Here is a 13125-nt window from a genome sequence, read left to right as displayed (position 1 = left end):
TATTCATAATCGATACATGACCTGTAGGAACGAGGCTTGCCCGCGAAGAGGCCATCAGCAACACCCCCAAATCAAAAGGTGTAGACCACCTGCCCAGCCACCGAAGTCTGCAACCGCCGCTCGACAATCGGGCTGTCCGCCGCCTCTCCCGCCAGGTATTGCACCGCCAGCACCGTGGTGAAACTCCACTGCTCATCAATCGGCAACGACCAGGTCAGATCCGCCCCGCGACTGACCATCCCGCCATGGGTGTCATACGCCCGGAACTGACTGCGCGACGCTTGGGCATTGCTGACGCCATACCAAGTGCGCATGTAATTGCTGTCGCCGAACTGACTGTTGAGGCTGCCGACCACGCTGCCATAGTCACCTTTGTAAAACGGCGCGCTGATGCTCAGCTTCAAACGGTTCCAGGCCGAATCGGTGTCGTGGTCGTCATCGTCTTTTTCCAGCGCATGTTCGAAGCTCGCACCGAGAATGATCGGGCCCATGTGATAGGTGCCGTCGAGGCCGATGACCGGGCGCGCCTTGATCGAGCCCATGCCGTTGAGCTCGTCCGAACCTTTGAAGCCAGTCTTGCGATCCTTGCGCACGTCACTGGCACCGATGTAAACGCTGAGGCCGAAGTCGTCCTCGTCAAAGGCCCAGCCCAGGCCCTTTTCGGTGTCGAGAAAAACTCCGTAAGGGCTGACGACTTTGGCGCCCAGTAGTGGCGCTACGGTGCGCTCGTCACTGCCACTGTAACGCGGCACGCTGGCGGCGCCGGCCCGCAAGGTGTAGCGCCAGTCTTCGGCGCGCAACGAGGCGCTGGGAACCAGCAGGCAAAGTGAAGTCAGCGACAAACACATCGAACGAAACATGGGGGCACCCGAGGGAGGTTGGATGCGCCCATGCTAGGCGGCCGGAGGCCAGCAATCTTTGAGAGCTTTGTCGGGAAACTGTCAAAGACTGTGAACAGATTGAACGACCGACGGATAACCTGTGGCGAGGGAGCTTGCTGTGGTGAGAGGGCTGCTGTGGTGAGGGGGCAAGCCCCCGTTGGGTCGCGAAGCGGCCCCAAAAGATGGGCCTGCTGCGCAGTCCAACGGGGGCAAGCCCCCTCACCACAGCAAGCCCCTCGCCACAGGACAGTGTTTATTCTTAATCCAGTGTCACTTGGTTAAACCCAGCCGTTCATGCCACTGAGCAATGGATTCTTCAGGATAAACCTCAAACTGTTGGTCCTTGGGCTGCACCTCAACCTCCACCCACGAAGCCTTCGAACCCAACATCAAATGTGTGTGTTCCGGCGGCACCGGCAGCGGGGTGTCGATGGCCGAGGCAAACGGGTGAATCAGCTCCGGCCACTCCGGGCTGAACAGCCATAAACCGCTCCCGCAAACCGAACAGAAATGCCGCTCGGCAGTGCTGCTGTGGGCGCGCTTATCGCCTTCGTCCTTGAGCCGCGCATGGTAGATCGCGATGTGCTTGCGCCCGTGAACCTTGAGGCTTTCGGCATCGCCACCGAGGTTGATCGTGTAACCGCCACCGCCCTGGGTCTTGCGGCAGATCGAGCAATAGCAGCGTTGGTAAGGGTAGGGGTGGACGCTGGTCAAACTGAACGACACCGCGCCGCAATGGCAGGAACCTTCGAGCTGCATTTCGACCTCCAACTGTTCTTGAATGGATTCAAGACAGCCTAGCGGGCGTTCTCAATTAGTTTTCGCGGCGGGAAAACTAATTGAGAACGCCCCTAGACCCTCAGCGGCTTTCGACCGGTACCAGAATTGCGTCGCCGGTCGCCACCAGTTTCAGTTGATCGCCGGTTTGCGCGTACAGCTCGGCGCGGGCGAACACCTGCTTCTTGCCGGCCTTCACCACTCGGCCCTTGGCAATAAATACCTCTCCGACGGCGGGGGCCACGCAGTTGACCGAAAAGTGCGAAGCCAGCACGTTGCCCGCGACCGTCCCGGCAGCAAAACCGCAGGCCGTGTCGAGCAAGGCGCCAATCAGGCCGGCATGCAGGAAACCGGCATATTGCGCCATGTCGGCTTCGCGAAAAGCCAGGGACAAATCCGCCTCACCGCTTACGGCACGGGTGACTTCAATGCCGGCCCAGCGGTTGAAGGCTGAGGTTGAATTGATCTGTTTGAGTGTGTTGAGCATGTCGAATCCCTCCGGTTGAGGGTTCAACATGCGCCGGGTTTGGGGGAAGTCATGGTGGATAAGGGCGGGTGATGGGCGGTTGGATTTGTGGTGAATGTACCGGCGTCTTCGCGAGCAAGCCCGCTCCCACAGTGGAATGCATATCCCTGTGGGAGCAGGCTTGCTCGCGAAGAACGATAACGCGGTCCCGCTGGACGCCCACCGCCCACCACGTCAGCATGAGCGCCTCAAAAAAGGGCTTGATCGATGCGACGTCTACCTTCCCTGGCAGCACTTAAAACCTTCGAATGTGCCGCCCGCCATGCGCATTTCGGCCGGGCAGCCGCCGAGTTGTGCGTCACCGACAGCGCCGTCAGCCACCAAATCCGCCAGCTCGAAGAGCAACTGGGTGTGTCGCTGTTCATCCGCGAAGGCCGGCAGATTCGCCCGACCATGGCCGCCGGGCGCTTGATGCAGAGCTTGCAGCAAGCCTTCGAACTGATCGGCGAGGCCTGCGATGAACTGCGCGATCCGTCATCGCTGGCGGTATTACGTCTGGCGGTCACCGCCGAACTGGCGCAAAAGTGGTTGATGAACCGCCTCACGGATTTCTACGCGCGCTATCCGCACATCACCTTGCACCTCTACGAACAACCCATCGACGCGACCGCGCCGGGGGAAGACATCGACCTGGCGATCACTTACGGCACCGGCCCGGTGGACAGCAGCGCGTACTTCGTCCGGCCGCTGCCGGCGTTGCAGTTCTTCCCGGTGTGCAGCCCTGGCCTGTTCAACCAGGGCACGCTGAAAACCCCAAAGGATCTGGCCCGCCATTGCCTGCTGCACGACGATCAGGATGGCAAGACCTGGACCGCTTGGCTCACCAGCCATGCCGGCGACCAGCGCCCGCAACGGCAGCTGTATTTCGCCCACGCCGGGTTGGCGTTGGAAGCGGCGGCCCAAGGGCAGGGCGTGGCCATGGGCGACAATCTGACGGCCCAGGAAGACCTGCTCAACGGGCGTTTGGTGCGGCCGTTTACCTCCAGCATGACCGCGCTCGGTCAATATGCGTTGGTCTGCGAACGGGTGCGAATGGAGCGGCCGGCGGTGGCGCAGATGCTGGAATGGTTCAACGATCAGCTGGTCGATTGATGAGTTAAATTCAAGTATTCCGCAATAATCATCGTTGGCGAGGAGTCTGCCTGCGACCTTAGCCTGTGGTCATTCCAATCCCCACTGATGAGGTTTGCCCATGGCACATTTGCTCGATTCCACCCCCAAGCACGATGGTTTTCGCCTGCCCGGCGAGTTCGAAACCAAGTCCGGCTGCTGGCTTGGCTGGCCGGAGCGCACTGATGTATGGCGCAACGGCGCCAAGCCTGCGCAGAAGGTCTGGGTGCAGATTGTCACCGCGATCTCTCAGAGCGAACCCGTCACCGTGTGTGCCTCCGCCGCACAATTCGCCACCGCACGCCGTCAATTGCCGCCGCAGGTTCGCGTAGTGGAAATGACCTGCAACGACGCCTGGTTCCGCGACAGCGGCCCGTGCTTTGTGGTCAATGACGCCAGTGGCGAAGTGCGCGGCGTCGACTTCGAATTCAACGCCTACGGCGGCCTAGACGGCGGCTTGTACTACCCGTGGGACAAGGACGACCAGATCGCCAGCAAGATCCTCGAAATCGAACGCTTCGACCGTTACCGCGCCCCGTTGATTGCCGAACTCGGCGGAATCCAGGCTGACGGCCAGGGCAGCATCCTCACCACCGAGCAATGCCTGCTCAACCGCAATCGCAACCAGCATTTGGGCAAGGAGGAAGTCACTCGGCGGCTGACCGATTACCTCGGCGCCGAGCAAATCATCTGGTTGCCCCGGGGCTGTAAGTTCGACGAAACCGATGGCCACGTCGATGACCTCGCCTGTTTCATCCGCCCCGGCGAAGTGGTGCTGCAATGGACCGACAACCGCGATGACCCGCAGTGGGAGATCTACCAGGAAGCCTACGACATCCTGCGCAGCACCCGCGACAGCCGTGGCCGCGAGTTGATCGTGCACAAGTTGCCGCAACCGGACGTGCTTGAATGGACCGCTGAAGAAGCCGAAGGCCTCGATCAGCAAGACAGCACCCATACCCGTCAGGCCGGGACGAAAATCTGCGCGTCGTACATCAACTATTACGCCGGCAACCGCTCGATCGTGGTGCCGTTGTTTGGTGATCGTCAGGATCAGGCCGCGTTGGCGACCCTCGCTGAACTGTTCCCGCAGCACAAGATTGTCGGCATCGAAAACTCCCGGGAAATCCTCCTCGGCGGCGGCAACGTCGCGTGCATCACCATGCCGCAATACGCCGGCACCCAAAAAAGAGTGTGATCATGGGCCTGCACAAACTGACTCAAGCGTTAATGCTGATGCTCGCACCTCTGTGTGTGCAGGCCGCCGACACCGAAAAACCGGTGGTCAACCTATACATCTGGGGCGAGTACCTGGCCCCGGATACCCTGAGCAATTTCGAGAAGCAGACCGGTATTCATGTGGTGGCCGATCACTTCGATTCCCTGGAAACCGTCGAGACTAAACTGCTCACCGGCCGTAGCGGTTATGACCTGGTGCTGACGGCGGGGCAGCATCTGTCCCGGGCGATCCAGAGTGGCGCGATCCAGCCGCTGGACCACCAGCAACTGCCGCACTTTGCCGGCGTCGGTGAAGAGTTCCGCCAGCACATGGCGGTGTTCGACCCGGGCAATCGCTACGCCGGGATCTACGCTTGGGGCACCACCGGCGTAGGTGCACAGGAAGAGGCGGTCAGAAAGCGTTTGCCTGATGCGCCACGGGACAGTTGGGCAATGTTGTTCGATCCGACCGTGGTGTCGAAATTCGCCGATTGCGGGGTCAGCCTGCTCAACGATCCCAACGAGGTGTTTGCCGCGGTCATGAAGTACATGGGCCTGGACATCAACCGCCAGAGCCTCGATGACCTGAAACTCGCCGAACAGCAATTAGCGAAGATCCGGCCGTACATCCGCTACTTCGACAACGACCTGAACATCAGCGACCTGGCCAATGGCAACACCTGTGTGGCGATGTCCTGGAACGGTAACGTCGCCATTGCTGCCGGTCAGGCTACGGCGGCGAACAAGCCGTTCAAATTGAATTACCGAATCCCGAAGGAGGGCACGTTGATTTGGTTCGATGCCATGGTCATCCCCAAGGACGCGCCGCATCCGCAGGCAGGGCTGGCGTTGATGGATTACCTGATGACGCCGCAAGTGATTGCGCCGATCACTGACACCATTCACTACGCCAACGCGATAACAGCGGCGGACGGGTTGATCGATCCGGCGATTCGTAATGATCCGGGGACGTATCCGTCGGCGCAGGTGCGGGCTTCGTTGTACAGCAAGAATGACAATGGGAAAGACTTTAACCGGGCTTTGGTTCGGGCGTTTAGTCGGTTGAAGTCGGGGTTGTGATTGGCGTTGGTTGATGTATTGGATGTGAGATCGCCTTCGCGAGCAAGCCCGCTCCCACATTTAATCGGTGTTGGTCACATATTTTGTGTTCGCAGCAGATCTAATGTGGGAGCGGGCTTGCTCGCGAAGAACGATAACGCGGTCTACCTGCCAGGCACCCGCCACAAATACCAGGAAGCGACCGTCCGAAACGGACTCCACCCCAATCCAATCTCAATCATCTGCTTGCGAGTAGGCTGCACCTCCAACCCCTTCAACCGCCGATACCCCTCGCGCACCCCGAAGTCATCCGCCGGTAAAATATCCGGCCGCTCCAGGCTGTAGATCAGCAGCATTTCCACGGTCCAGCGTCCGACACCGTGCAAGGTAATCAAGCGCTCGATCAGCGCTTCATCGTCCATGGCCAGCGCGGTGGCGTAATCCGGCACGACACCGTCCAGCGTTGCCTGGGCAATCCCCTGAATCGTCGAAATCTTGCTGGCAGAAAACCCGCAACTGCGCATCTGCTCAAAGTCTGTCGCCAGTATTTGCTCGGGCCGAGGGAACCCGCCTGAAGGAAACAACGCCACTAATCGCCCGACAATCGCATCCCCGGCCTTGGCATGCAGTTGCTGATAGGCAATTGCCCGCACCAGCGATTCATAAGGATCGCGCGCTGGATGCGGTTGATGCAGGCAAGGGCCGATGGCGGCGATGTGGCGCTGCCAGTCCTCATCGAGGGACGCTAGAAAAGTACTGGCAGGCCGATAGAGGTCAGGCATGCAGGTCAGGATTTTTCAGCAGGCCGTTCACCTCGCCATACGTGAAGGCCTTGAGGTCGTGAGTGTCGAGCTTGCCGGTTTCCAGAAAGCTCTTCGCCAGGGTACCCATGGCGCCATACAAGAACTCGGCAATGCTCGAACCGGCGCTTAGGCGTCGAACTCCGAGGGCTTTCAATTCGTCAGGCGACGGCAGGCAGGCAAAGCCCAGTACGTTCACCGGCAGTGGCGTGCCCCGGCAGATCGCAGCAATCTCGTACTCCGCCGTGACGCCCGCCGCGAACAACCCGTCAGCCCCGGCAGCCTGATACAACGCAGCGCGTTTGAGCGTTTCTGCGACACGATCTTCGGCTGGCACCAGGCCCTTGAGGTAGACGTCGGTTCGCGCGTTGATGAATAGTTTCACATCCCGGCGTTCCGCCACCTGACGGGCGATCTCGATTTTGCGCGCCAGCAACTCGGGCGGTGAAGCACCGTCCTCGATGTTGATCCCGACGGCACCGGCGGCGATCACCGCGTCGATCACTTCGGCCACCCGCACCAAGTCATCGGAATAGCCGGCCTCGATGTCCACGGTCAAGGGCACGCGAATGACCCGGGCGATGGATTCGACCGTCGACACCAGCCGTTCGAGGGGCAGGGTGTTGCCGTCCGGATAACCATGAGCCCAGGCCACCGCCGCGCTGCTGGTGGCCACGGCTTTACTGCCCAGTTGCTCCACCAGTCGCGCCCCGGCGGCGTCGGCGACGTTGGTGAGGATCAGCAGGCCGTCGGTGGTGCAGCCTGTGGAACTGTTGATCTAACGATTGCATCGAATTTCCTTCCCTTTGAAATAATCAGAATGCCAATTGTTGAGTGATCTGCACCGCAGCTTTTTCCAGCCTGAGCAAAAACGCCTTGCGCGGTTGTCCGCCACCATAGCCGGTCAGCGAGCCGTCCGCACCGATCACTCGGTGACAGGGCAGCACAATCGCCAGCCGATTTTGTCCGTTGGCCAGGCCCACCGCGCGGCTGGCGCCGGGTTTGCCCAGCAGCGCCGCGATGGCGCCGTAGGTGCTGGTCTGGCCGTAGGGTATCTGCGCCAGTTCAGCCCAGACTAGCCGGGCAAATTCGCTGCCCGGCAAGTGCAGCGGTACGTTGAATTCTGTGCGTTGACCGGCAAAGTACTGCGCCAGTTCTGCTTCGATCTGCTGCAAATGCGCGTTGTGTCCCGGCGCCACCGCATAACCATAGCGGTTTTGTAATGCCTCGACCTCTTTGGTCAGCGCCGGCCGATCCAGAAACTCCAGTAGCACCAACCCTCGACTTTCGGCCATGGCAATCATCGGCCCCAGCGGCGTAGTCAGCCGGGTGAACAGCAGCGGCTCGCTGTTGGCGGCGCGGCCCGGCGTGGTGTGGAAGAACTTTTGAAACGCATCGCGAAAACCGCTCAGGGATTCGTAGCCGGAATCGAACGCCACGTTGTCGATGGACTCGCCCTGTTTGATCCCGCCCAGCGCCATACCGAGGCGCCGGGTACGCAGCCAGGCGTGGAAGGTCATGCCGAAATGCTGCTTGAACCAGCGCCGTAATTTCAGCGGCTCGATGCCATCGGCCTGCAACTGAATGTCGGTCCAGCGCTGGTCGGGTTCGGCGTCCACCCGGTTGAGCAAGCGCTGCACCCAGTCCGGCGCGATGGCCGCCGCATCCAGCGGTTTGCAACGCAGGCAGGCGCGGTAACCGGCGGTCATGCATTCGTCGGCATGGGCAAAGAACTCGACGTTTTCCGGCTTGGGTTTGCGCGCCGTGCAACTGGGGCGGCAGAAAATTCCGGTGGTTTTAACCGCCGTAAAAAATACCCCCTCGTAGGCGGTGTCTCGTTCGAGCATGGCGCGAACCATCTCGGCGTGGGGCGGCAGCACAGCGTTTTGTAGGTTCATGGCCTGAGCATAAGGCGGGACATGCGGCGCCTCCACCGGAAAATCGACAGGTAATTTCGCTCAGGCGTCGCGGCGTTGAATTAATGCCGGTGCCGATGGTGAATGTCCGGAAAGTGCGGATGACTGTGGCGCATCGGCGTGTGTTCATGTTCATGGCTGTGGGGTTCGGTGCCGTCCCATTCAAAGGGATGCTCGTGCTGATGATGCTCGTCGTGCACATGCCGATGACCGTGCTGGAGCGCCTCGTGTTGATGGTCGTGGCCATGGCTTTCCGTCAGGTGAATCCACACCCCGAGGCCCATCAGCAGGGCGGCGGCCCAGAACGTCAGCGTCACCGGTTCGCCCAGCAGCAGGATGGCAATCGCCGCGCCGAGGAACGGTGCCGTCGAAAAGTACGCGCCGGTACGGGCAGTGCCCAGCCCTCGCAGAGCCAGTACGAACAGCACCAGGCTGATGCCATAGCCCAGGAAGCCGACGATCAGTGTCGGCCCGAGCACATTGAACTGCGGCAGTTTCGCGCCGAGCAGCAGCGCCAGGCTGCAATTGACCAGCCCGGCAATAAGCCCCTTGATGCCAGCGATGAACAGCGCATCCGAAGCCGAGACCTTGCGCGTCAGGTTGTTATCGACCGCCCAACAGGCACAGGCCAGCGCCACCGCCAATGGCCCGATCCAGCCCAGTGTTTGCGCCGAACCCTGGGGCCAGGCCAGCAGCAAGCCACCGGCGACAATCGCCAGCATCCCGGCGACGATGCGCCGGTCAGCGTTCTCCTTGAACACCAGCCAGGCCAGCACGGCGGTGAGTACCGATTCGAGGTTGAGCATTAACGAGGCGGTGGCGCCGGAGGTCATAGTCAAACCGAACATCAACGCCACCGGCCCCAGCACGCCGCCAAAAGCGATGGCGCCGATCAGCCACGGCCATTCCGAGGACTTCAGGCCGCTGGGCTGCCAGCCCCGATCGCGGATCAAACGGACGATGGTTAGCCCTACGCCGCTGCCCAGATACAGCAACCCGGCGAGCAGAATTGGCGAGACGTTCAGCCCCAGTAACTTGGCCAGCGGCGTGCTCGCACCGAAAAGGGCGGCGGCGCCCAGGGCGTAGACAATGTTCAGGTTCATTCAGGGCTCCAAGGCATTGAGTCAACGTAACCCGCAGGATTTGCGCTGTTCACGCACGGCGCGCCATCAATAGTATCGAAGCCGCCGCCGACAACAACCCCGCGCGAATTGAAGGCAAGGGCGCCCGAATATCTGTTCACGGTATTCATTAGGAAAGGGTAGGTGGCGGTGGTAGCATTTTGACATACAACAATAAGCTAACGGGACACGCGTATTGAAAACCAAGGCTGGAGTGCAGGTCACGTCATACGCGAGTCGAATAACACGCCTGATTGTCGTTCTATCCCTGCAAGGTGCTGCGTTGGGAGTGCCCATCGCACATTCCGCGCAGGATCCGGCGATGTCCGGCCCGAGCTTTTCATGTGAGGCGTCGAGTAACGCCATCGAAAGGATGATCTTTAATGATCCCGCGCTGTCGACACGGGATCGAACAATGGCTGTCCTGTTCGCAGCGTCCCGTTCGGACGCGTCAGATCGGGGTCTGTCGCAGCAGCAAACCGTGCAACGGCAATGGCTGAAAACGCGCGACAAGCAATGTTCGAATGACGACATGCATGCGTGTCTCGTCAGTGCCTACGATGAGCGGCTGAACCAACTGGCCGTTGCGGCGCTTTTCCGGGCGCCGGATGTCGCGCTGGCAGAACTTGCCCGACAGAATTCCAGATCCGCCCCGTTGTATGAAGCCATCTATCGCTACGCGACCATCGAGGATGGCGCCGATCGTGCGACAGCTGTGGAGAGGCTGATTGCCCCGTCTTTCGAAGCGCTTCATGACAAACCGGTGGCATCGCCGTTGTCCGGCGTTAAAAATGCACATGAAGCGGCGTCATCGGATAAAAACTTTTCCGCATTCTTGAATGTCGCATCGGTCGACGATTATTCGCTGACAATTCCGTGTTCGGCGCTTGTGCGGCGGCCCGGGTTGCTGGGCGTTCTGCGTTCGGAATACGGCGGGGCAATCGATGGTCGACTGACCCAGAGTGACTGCAAGGCGATGACGTCGCGATTGAAAACGGTGGATCGACTGACGGAAGCGGCGGTGGCGGTACAACCCTCTTGCCCGGGGACCATTCGCTTCAGTCTCGCACGTGAGTTTGACTACACACTGGTTGCCGTTCGTTTGCACCGCACTGACTTATGGAAGGCGAAAGCACTCGATATAAGTCCCGGCGCTCAGGATGAAAACAACGACGGAGCGGAAAAAGAGGTCGACGAGCCGCATTTTATTACACGGCATCAGGCGTCAATTCGGGACGCGAGCGATGAGTTGGCGACGTACTATTCGAGCCATTTCGGTGTCCCGCCAGTGCTTGCAAAAGAACAGGCGATGAGCGCAGTGAGTGCGCTCATCTCCGGGGCTTTTGATCTTTGCGAGAGAGGGTAAGACGATGGAACGGATCGAGCCAACGATGGACGACTTCACCCACACCTCGCAACCTCCGGAAGTTGCGCAGGGGACGCCAATTGGAACGTCGAGGGTCCGGTTCGCGGTCCGGCCTCCACGTGGACAGCGCGGCACTGTTCTGCGCTCAATGCTCAGGAAAGGCGAGCTTTGCGTCACCGATGAGGATGTAGCGCTCATCAAGTCGAGTCTTAAGCTGTTTCAGCGCCCCTTCGAAACGAAGCGGGTTATCCCGCGCGACCAGATCTTTGATGCAAAAACCATCCGCAAGTACGTCTATTTCGACATCCATGCGCCAGCCGGAATTCAACGTGTCTTCTTGATCGCGTCCAGCGGCGACGAAGCAAAAAAATCCTGGAATGGCTCCCCAGGCAAACAACGCCTGCCCATGAGGCGGAGCAAACAGCGTTATCCAGCTACTCCGAACGAATCCTTGCGCTGACGCCGATCACCAGGGTCACCTACGGGCTGATCGCGATAAACGTTCTGGTTTACCTGGCGATGTGCGCGGGCGGCGTCGGGATCATGGCGCAGAACATTCCTATGACCGTCCGATGGGGCACGAACTTCGGCCCTGAAACCCTGGGTGGTGGATGGTGGCGCCTGCTCACATCGGTGTTTGTCCATTTCGGCCTGGTTCACTTGATGTTCAACATGCTCGCACTGTTCCAGATCGGCCGACTGGCGGAGCGCCTGTACGGGAGTGGGCGATTCCTGGCGCTGTACCTGTTTGCCGGCGTGGCCGGCAGCATTGTCAGTGTGCTGTGGCATCCGACCGTCAACAGTGCGGGTGCATCGGGCGCCATTTTCGGGGTGTTCGGTGGGCTGCTGGTGTATGTGCTGAAGTTCCGCCACGAGTTGCCGACGTCGATTGCTCTGCAACAACGCATCTCGATCGTGGTGCTCATCGCGTACAACCTGTTCTACGGTTTTACGCACCAGGGCATCGACAACGGCGCGCATCTTGGCGGGTTGGTGGGTGGCGTTTTACTCGGCTTGACGCTGGCAAGGCCGCTCAACGAGCCGGCTCGCGCAAAAGTAGCGCTTAAAAGCGCGTTGCTTTCCTCTGCGCTGGCACTCGTCGTTTTGGGCTCGTCGACTTACCTGTTGGCGCATATCCGCGAGGCTTACAATGAAGAGCTTCAATTCACAAGTTTGGAGCACACTATTGCCCCCAGCTTGGCAAAAGCGATGAGCGAGGGGGCGCGCTCTTGCGGGTACCTGTGCATACGCCAGGCGAAAGATATGCGATAGCCAACAAAATCATGCAGGAAGTCGTCCCTCAATGGGAAAAGCTGTATGCCTCCTTCGAGAATGCCCCTCTACCAAACGGTTCGCCACGAATTGCACTACGGGAAGCGATCCTGAGCTACATCGACGACAATCGGAAAATGTATCGCGTGGCAGTCATCATGGGAAATCAGGGCCGCGAGCCGGATGCAGCGACGCAGGCCCAGTTCAGGGCACTCATGAGCGACTCAGTGGTGCAGGTCGCCGCTGTTAAAAGACTTTCATCTCCTATTGATGGTCGCCACCCTTAGCAACCGTCAGGGTTACCCCACCCAACAATCCTGCCGCGCCGCCGCCGCGGTATACCCTGACGAAAACATCCCTGTGGGAGCGAGCCTGCTCCCACATTGTTTTGTGGTGGGCACGGGAGGGGTGTTTTGTTCAATACAGTGATCGGTGCGCTCTTTACCTTGAGGTCCGGTTCAACTGAATTGAAGAAGGTGTGTGATGAGTGTGTTGATCTCCATGGCGGCGTTTGCCCTGGTCGCTTCGATAACCCCGGGGCCGGTGAATATCGTGGCGTTGAGTTCCGGGGCGCAGTTTGGTTTTCGTGCCAGTCAGCGGCATGTGGCGGGGGCAACCCTGGGGTTTGTCTTGCTGCTGGTGTTGATGGGCCTGGGCCTGCACGAGTTGCTGCGGTTATGGCCGGTGCTGACCCGGGTGGTGCAAGTGGCTGGGGTGGCGTTTCTGTTGTTCATGGCCTGGAAACTGGCGGTCGATAACGGTCACTTGGGCGCCAGTCAGGAGGGCAAGGCGCCCTCGATGTTTTACGGCGCAATGATGCAATGGCTCAACCCCAAGGCCTGGCTGGCCTGTGTCGCGGGCATGGGCGCCTTTGTCGCGGACGGCGACGCGCGGCTGGTCTGGCAATTCGCGGCGATTTATCTGGTGGTCTGTTATCTCTCGGTCGGCTGCTGGGCTTATGCCGGGACCTTCTTGCGCGGGTATTTGAGCAACGCCAGGGGCATGCGGCTGTTCAACCGGAGCATGGCGTTGCTGCTGGTGGTGTGTGCGGGGTATCTGATCCGGACCTAGATTCCCTG

At 60.1% G+C, this 13125-nt stretch carries 14 protein-coding genes and 1 pseudogene; 8 read left to right on the top strand and 7 right to left on the bottom strand.

Translation table 11 applies throughout. The features are described from left to right. Window positions 1-71: 71 nt before the first annotated feature. From RHM58_RS27955 to RHM58_RS27945, 3 genes are all read right to left on the bottom strand, one after another. Window positions 72-860 (bottom strand): MipA/OmpV family protein, encoded by a 789-nt coding sequence (locus RHM58_RS27955; RefSeq protein ID WP_201256997.1) that lies wholly within the window; start codon window positions 858-860, stop codon window positions 72-74. 291 nt (window positions 861-1151) lie between these two features. After that, a complete protein-coding gene (locus tag RHM58_RS27950) occupies window positions 1152-1640 on the bottom strand; it encodes a GFA family protein (RefSeq protein ID WP_201256996.1) in 489 nt (162 codons plus the stop codon). Between the two features lie 100 nt (window positions 1641-1740). Next, window positions 1741-2145: a PaaI family thioesterase gene (locus RHM58_RS27945; RefSeq protein ID WP_201256995.1), complete on the bottom strand. Its 405-nt coding sequence runs from the start codon at window positions 2143-2145 to the stop codon at window positions 1741-1743. A 246-nt stretch (window positions 2146-2391) separates the two neighbouring features. On the opposite strand from RHM58_RS27945, the gene RHM58_RS27940 reads away from it, so the two are divergent. The 3 genes from RHM58_RS27940 to RHM58_RS27930 all read left to right on the top strand — a co-directional run bounded on the left by RHM58_RS27940 (window position 2392) and on the right by RHM58_RS27930 (window position 5592). Further along, on the top strand, window positions 2392-3276 hold the full coding sequence (locus tag RHM58_RS27940; RefSeq protein WP_322268802.1) for a LysR substrate-binding domain-containing protein: 885 nt from the start codon (window positions 2392-2394) through the stop codon (window positions 3274-3276). 100 nt (window positions 3277-3376) lie between these two features. After that, window positions 3377-4492: an agmatine deiminase gene (gene aguA / locus RHM58_RS27935; RefSeq protein ID WP_322268801.1), complete on the top strand. Its 1116-nt coding sequence runs from the start codon at window positions 3377-3379 to the stop codon at window positions 4490-4492. A gap of 2 nt (window positions 4493-4494) precedes the next feature. Further along, window positions 4495-5592 (top strand): extracellular solute-binding protein, encoded by a 1098-nt coding sequence (locus RHM58_RS27930; protein ID WP_322268800.1) that lies wholly within the window; start codon window positions 4495-4497, stop codon window positions 5590-5592. A gap of 143 nt (window positions 5593-5735) precedes the next feature. On the opposite strand, the gene RHM58_RS27925 is transcribed toward RHM58_RS27930, so the two are convergent. The 4 genes and pseudogenes from RHM58_RS27925 to RHM58_RS27910 form a co-directional block, all read right to left on the bottom strand. Next, window positions 5736-6353 (bottom strand): DNA-3-methyladenine glycosylase family protein, encoded by a 618-nt coding sequence (locus tag RHM58_RS27925; RefSeq protein ID WP_201202611.1) that lies wholly within the window; start codon window positions 6351-6353, stop codon window positions 5736-5738. Continuing rightward, a pseudogene (locus tag RHM58_RS27920) lies at window positions 6346-7162 on the bottom strand (isocitrate lyase/PEP mutase family protein). The gene RHM58_RS27925 and the pseudogene RHM58_RS27920 overlap by 8 nt, the downstream one beginning before the upstream one ends. 24 nt (window positions 7163-7186) lie before the next feature. After that, a complete protein-coding gene (locus RHM58_RS27915; protein ID WP_322268799.1) occupies window positions 7187-8269 on the bottom strand; it encodes a bifunctional transcriptional activator/DNA repair enzyme AdaA in 1083 nt (360 codons plus the stop codon). A gap of 80 nt (window positions 8270-8349) precedes the next feature. Then, window positions 8350-9390, bottom strand: a complete 1041-nt coding sequence (locus RHM58_RS27910) for a DMT family transporter (RefSeq protein ID WP_322268798.1) — start codon at window positions 9388-9390, stop codon at window positions 8350-8352. A gap of 214 nt (window positions 9391-9604) precedes the next feature. On the opposite strand from RHM58_RS27910, the gene RHM58_RS27905 reads away from it, so the two are divergent. From RHM58_RS27905 to RHM58_RS27885, 5 genes are all read left to right on the top strand, one after another. After that, window positions 9605-10774, top strand: a complete 1170-nt coding sequence (locus RHM58_RS27905) for a lysozyme inhibitor LprI family protein (protein ID WP_322268797.1) — start codon at window positions 9605-9607, stop codon at window positions 10772-10774. A 25-nt stretch (window positions 10775-10799) separates the two neighbouring features. Continuing rightward, window positions 10800-11234 (top strand): hypothetical protein, encoded by a 435-nt coding sequence (locus RHM58_RS27900; RefSeq protein WP_322268796.1) that lies wholly within the window; start codon window positions 10800-10802, stop codon window positions 11232-11234. An 83-nt stretch (window positions 11235-11317) separates the two neighbouring features. Further along, the gene (locus RHM58_RS27895) at window positions 11318-12046 is read left to right on the top strand and encodes a rhomboid family intramembrane serine protease (protein ID WP_322268795.1); all 729 of its coding nucleotides are present in this window, start codon (window positions 11318-11320) and stop codon (window positions 12044-12046) included. Window positions 12047-12057: 11 nt separating this feature from the next. Continuing rightward, window positions 12058-12333: a hypothetical protein gene (locus RHM58_RS27890; protein WP_322268794.1), complete on the top strand. Its 276-nt coding sequence runs from the start codon at window positions 12058-12060 to the stop codon at window positions 12331-12333. A gap of 196 nt (window positions 12334-12529) precedes the next feature. Next, complete coding sequence (locus RHM58_RS27885; protein ID WP_322268793.1) at window positions 12530-13117, top strand: LysE family translocator; 588 nt, start codon at window positions 12530-12532, stop codon at window positions 13115-13117. Window positions 13118-13125: the final 8 nt, after the last annotated feature.

It is taken from the genome of Pseudomonas sp. 10S4 (genome assembly GCF_034344865.1).
In the GTDB taxonomy this organism is placed as follows: Bacteria; Pseudomonadota; Gammaproteobacteria; order Pseudomonadales; family Pseudomonadaceae; genus Aquipseudomonas.
This window is presented reverse-complemented; position numbering and strand designations above follow the sequence as displayed.

Excerpts from the sequence above, each read along its gene's own strand:
- RHM58_RS27955 (WP_201256997.1), bottom strand. The coding sequence starts at position 860 with ATGTTTCGTTCGATGTGTTTGTCGCTGACTTCACTTTGCCTGCTGGTT.
- RHM58_RS27950 (WP_201256996.1), bottom strand. The coding sequence starts at position 1,640 with ATGCAGCTCGAAGGTTCCTGCCATTGCGGCGCGGTGTCGTTCAGTTTG.
- RHM58_RS27945 (WP_201256995.1), bottom strand. The coding sequence starts at position 2,145 with ATGCTCAACACACTCAAACAGATCAATTCAACCTCAGCCTTCAACCGC.
- RHM58_RS27940 (WP_322268802.1), top strand. The coding sequence starts at position 2,392 with ATGCGACGTCTACCTTCCCTGGCAGCACTTAAAACCTTCGAATGTGCC.
- aguA (WP_322268801.1), top strand. The coding sequence starts at position 3,377 with ATGGCACATTTGCTCGATTCCACCCCCAAGCACGATGGTTTTCGCCTG.
- RHM58_RS27930 (WP_322268800.1), top strand. The coding sequence starts at position 4,495 with ATGGGCCTGCACAAACTGACTCAAGCGTTAATGCTGATGCTCGCACCT.
- RHM58_RS27925 (WP_201202611.1), bottom strand. The coding sequence starts at position 6,353 with ATGCCTGACCTCTATCGGCCTGCCAGTACTTTTCTAGCGTCCCTCGAT.
- RHM58_RS27915 (WP_322268799.1), bottom strand. The coding sequence starts at position 8,269 with ATGAACCTACAAAACGCTGTGCTGCCGCCCCACGCCGAGATGGTTCGC.
- RHM58_RS27910 (WP_322268798.1), bottom strand. The coding sequence starts at position 9,390 with ATGAACCTGAACATTGTCTACGCCCTGGGCGCCGCCGCCCTTTTCGGT.
- RHM58_RS27900 (WP_322268796.1), top strand. The coding sequence starts at position 10,800 with ATGGACGACTTCACCCACACCTCGCAACCTCCGGAAGTTGCGCAGGGG.
- RHM58_RS27895 (WP_322268795.1), top strand. The coding sequence starts at position 11,318 with ATGGCGCAGAACATTCCTATGACCGTCCGATGGGGCACGAACTTCGGC.
- RHM58_RS27890 (WP_322268794.1), top strand. The coding sequence starts at position 12,058 with ATGCAGGAAGTCGTCCCTCAATGGGAAAAGCTGTATGCCTCCTTCGAG.
- RHM58_RS27885 (WP_322268793.1), top strand. The coding sequence starts at position 12,530 with ATGAGTGTGTTGATCTCCATGGCGGCGTTTGCCCTGGTCGCTTCGATA.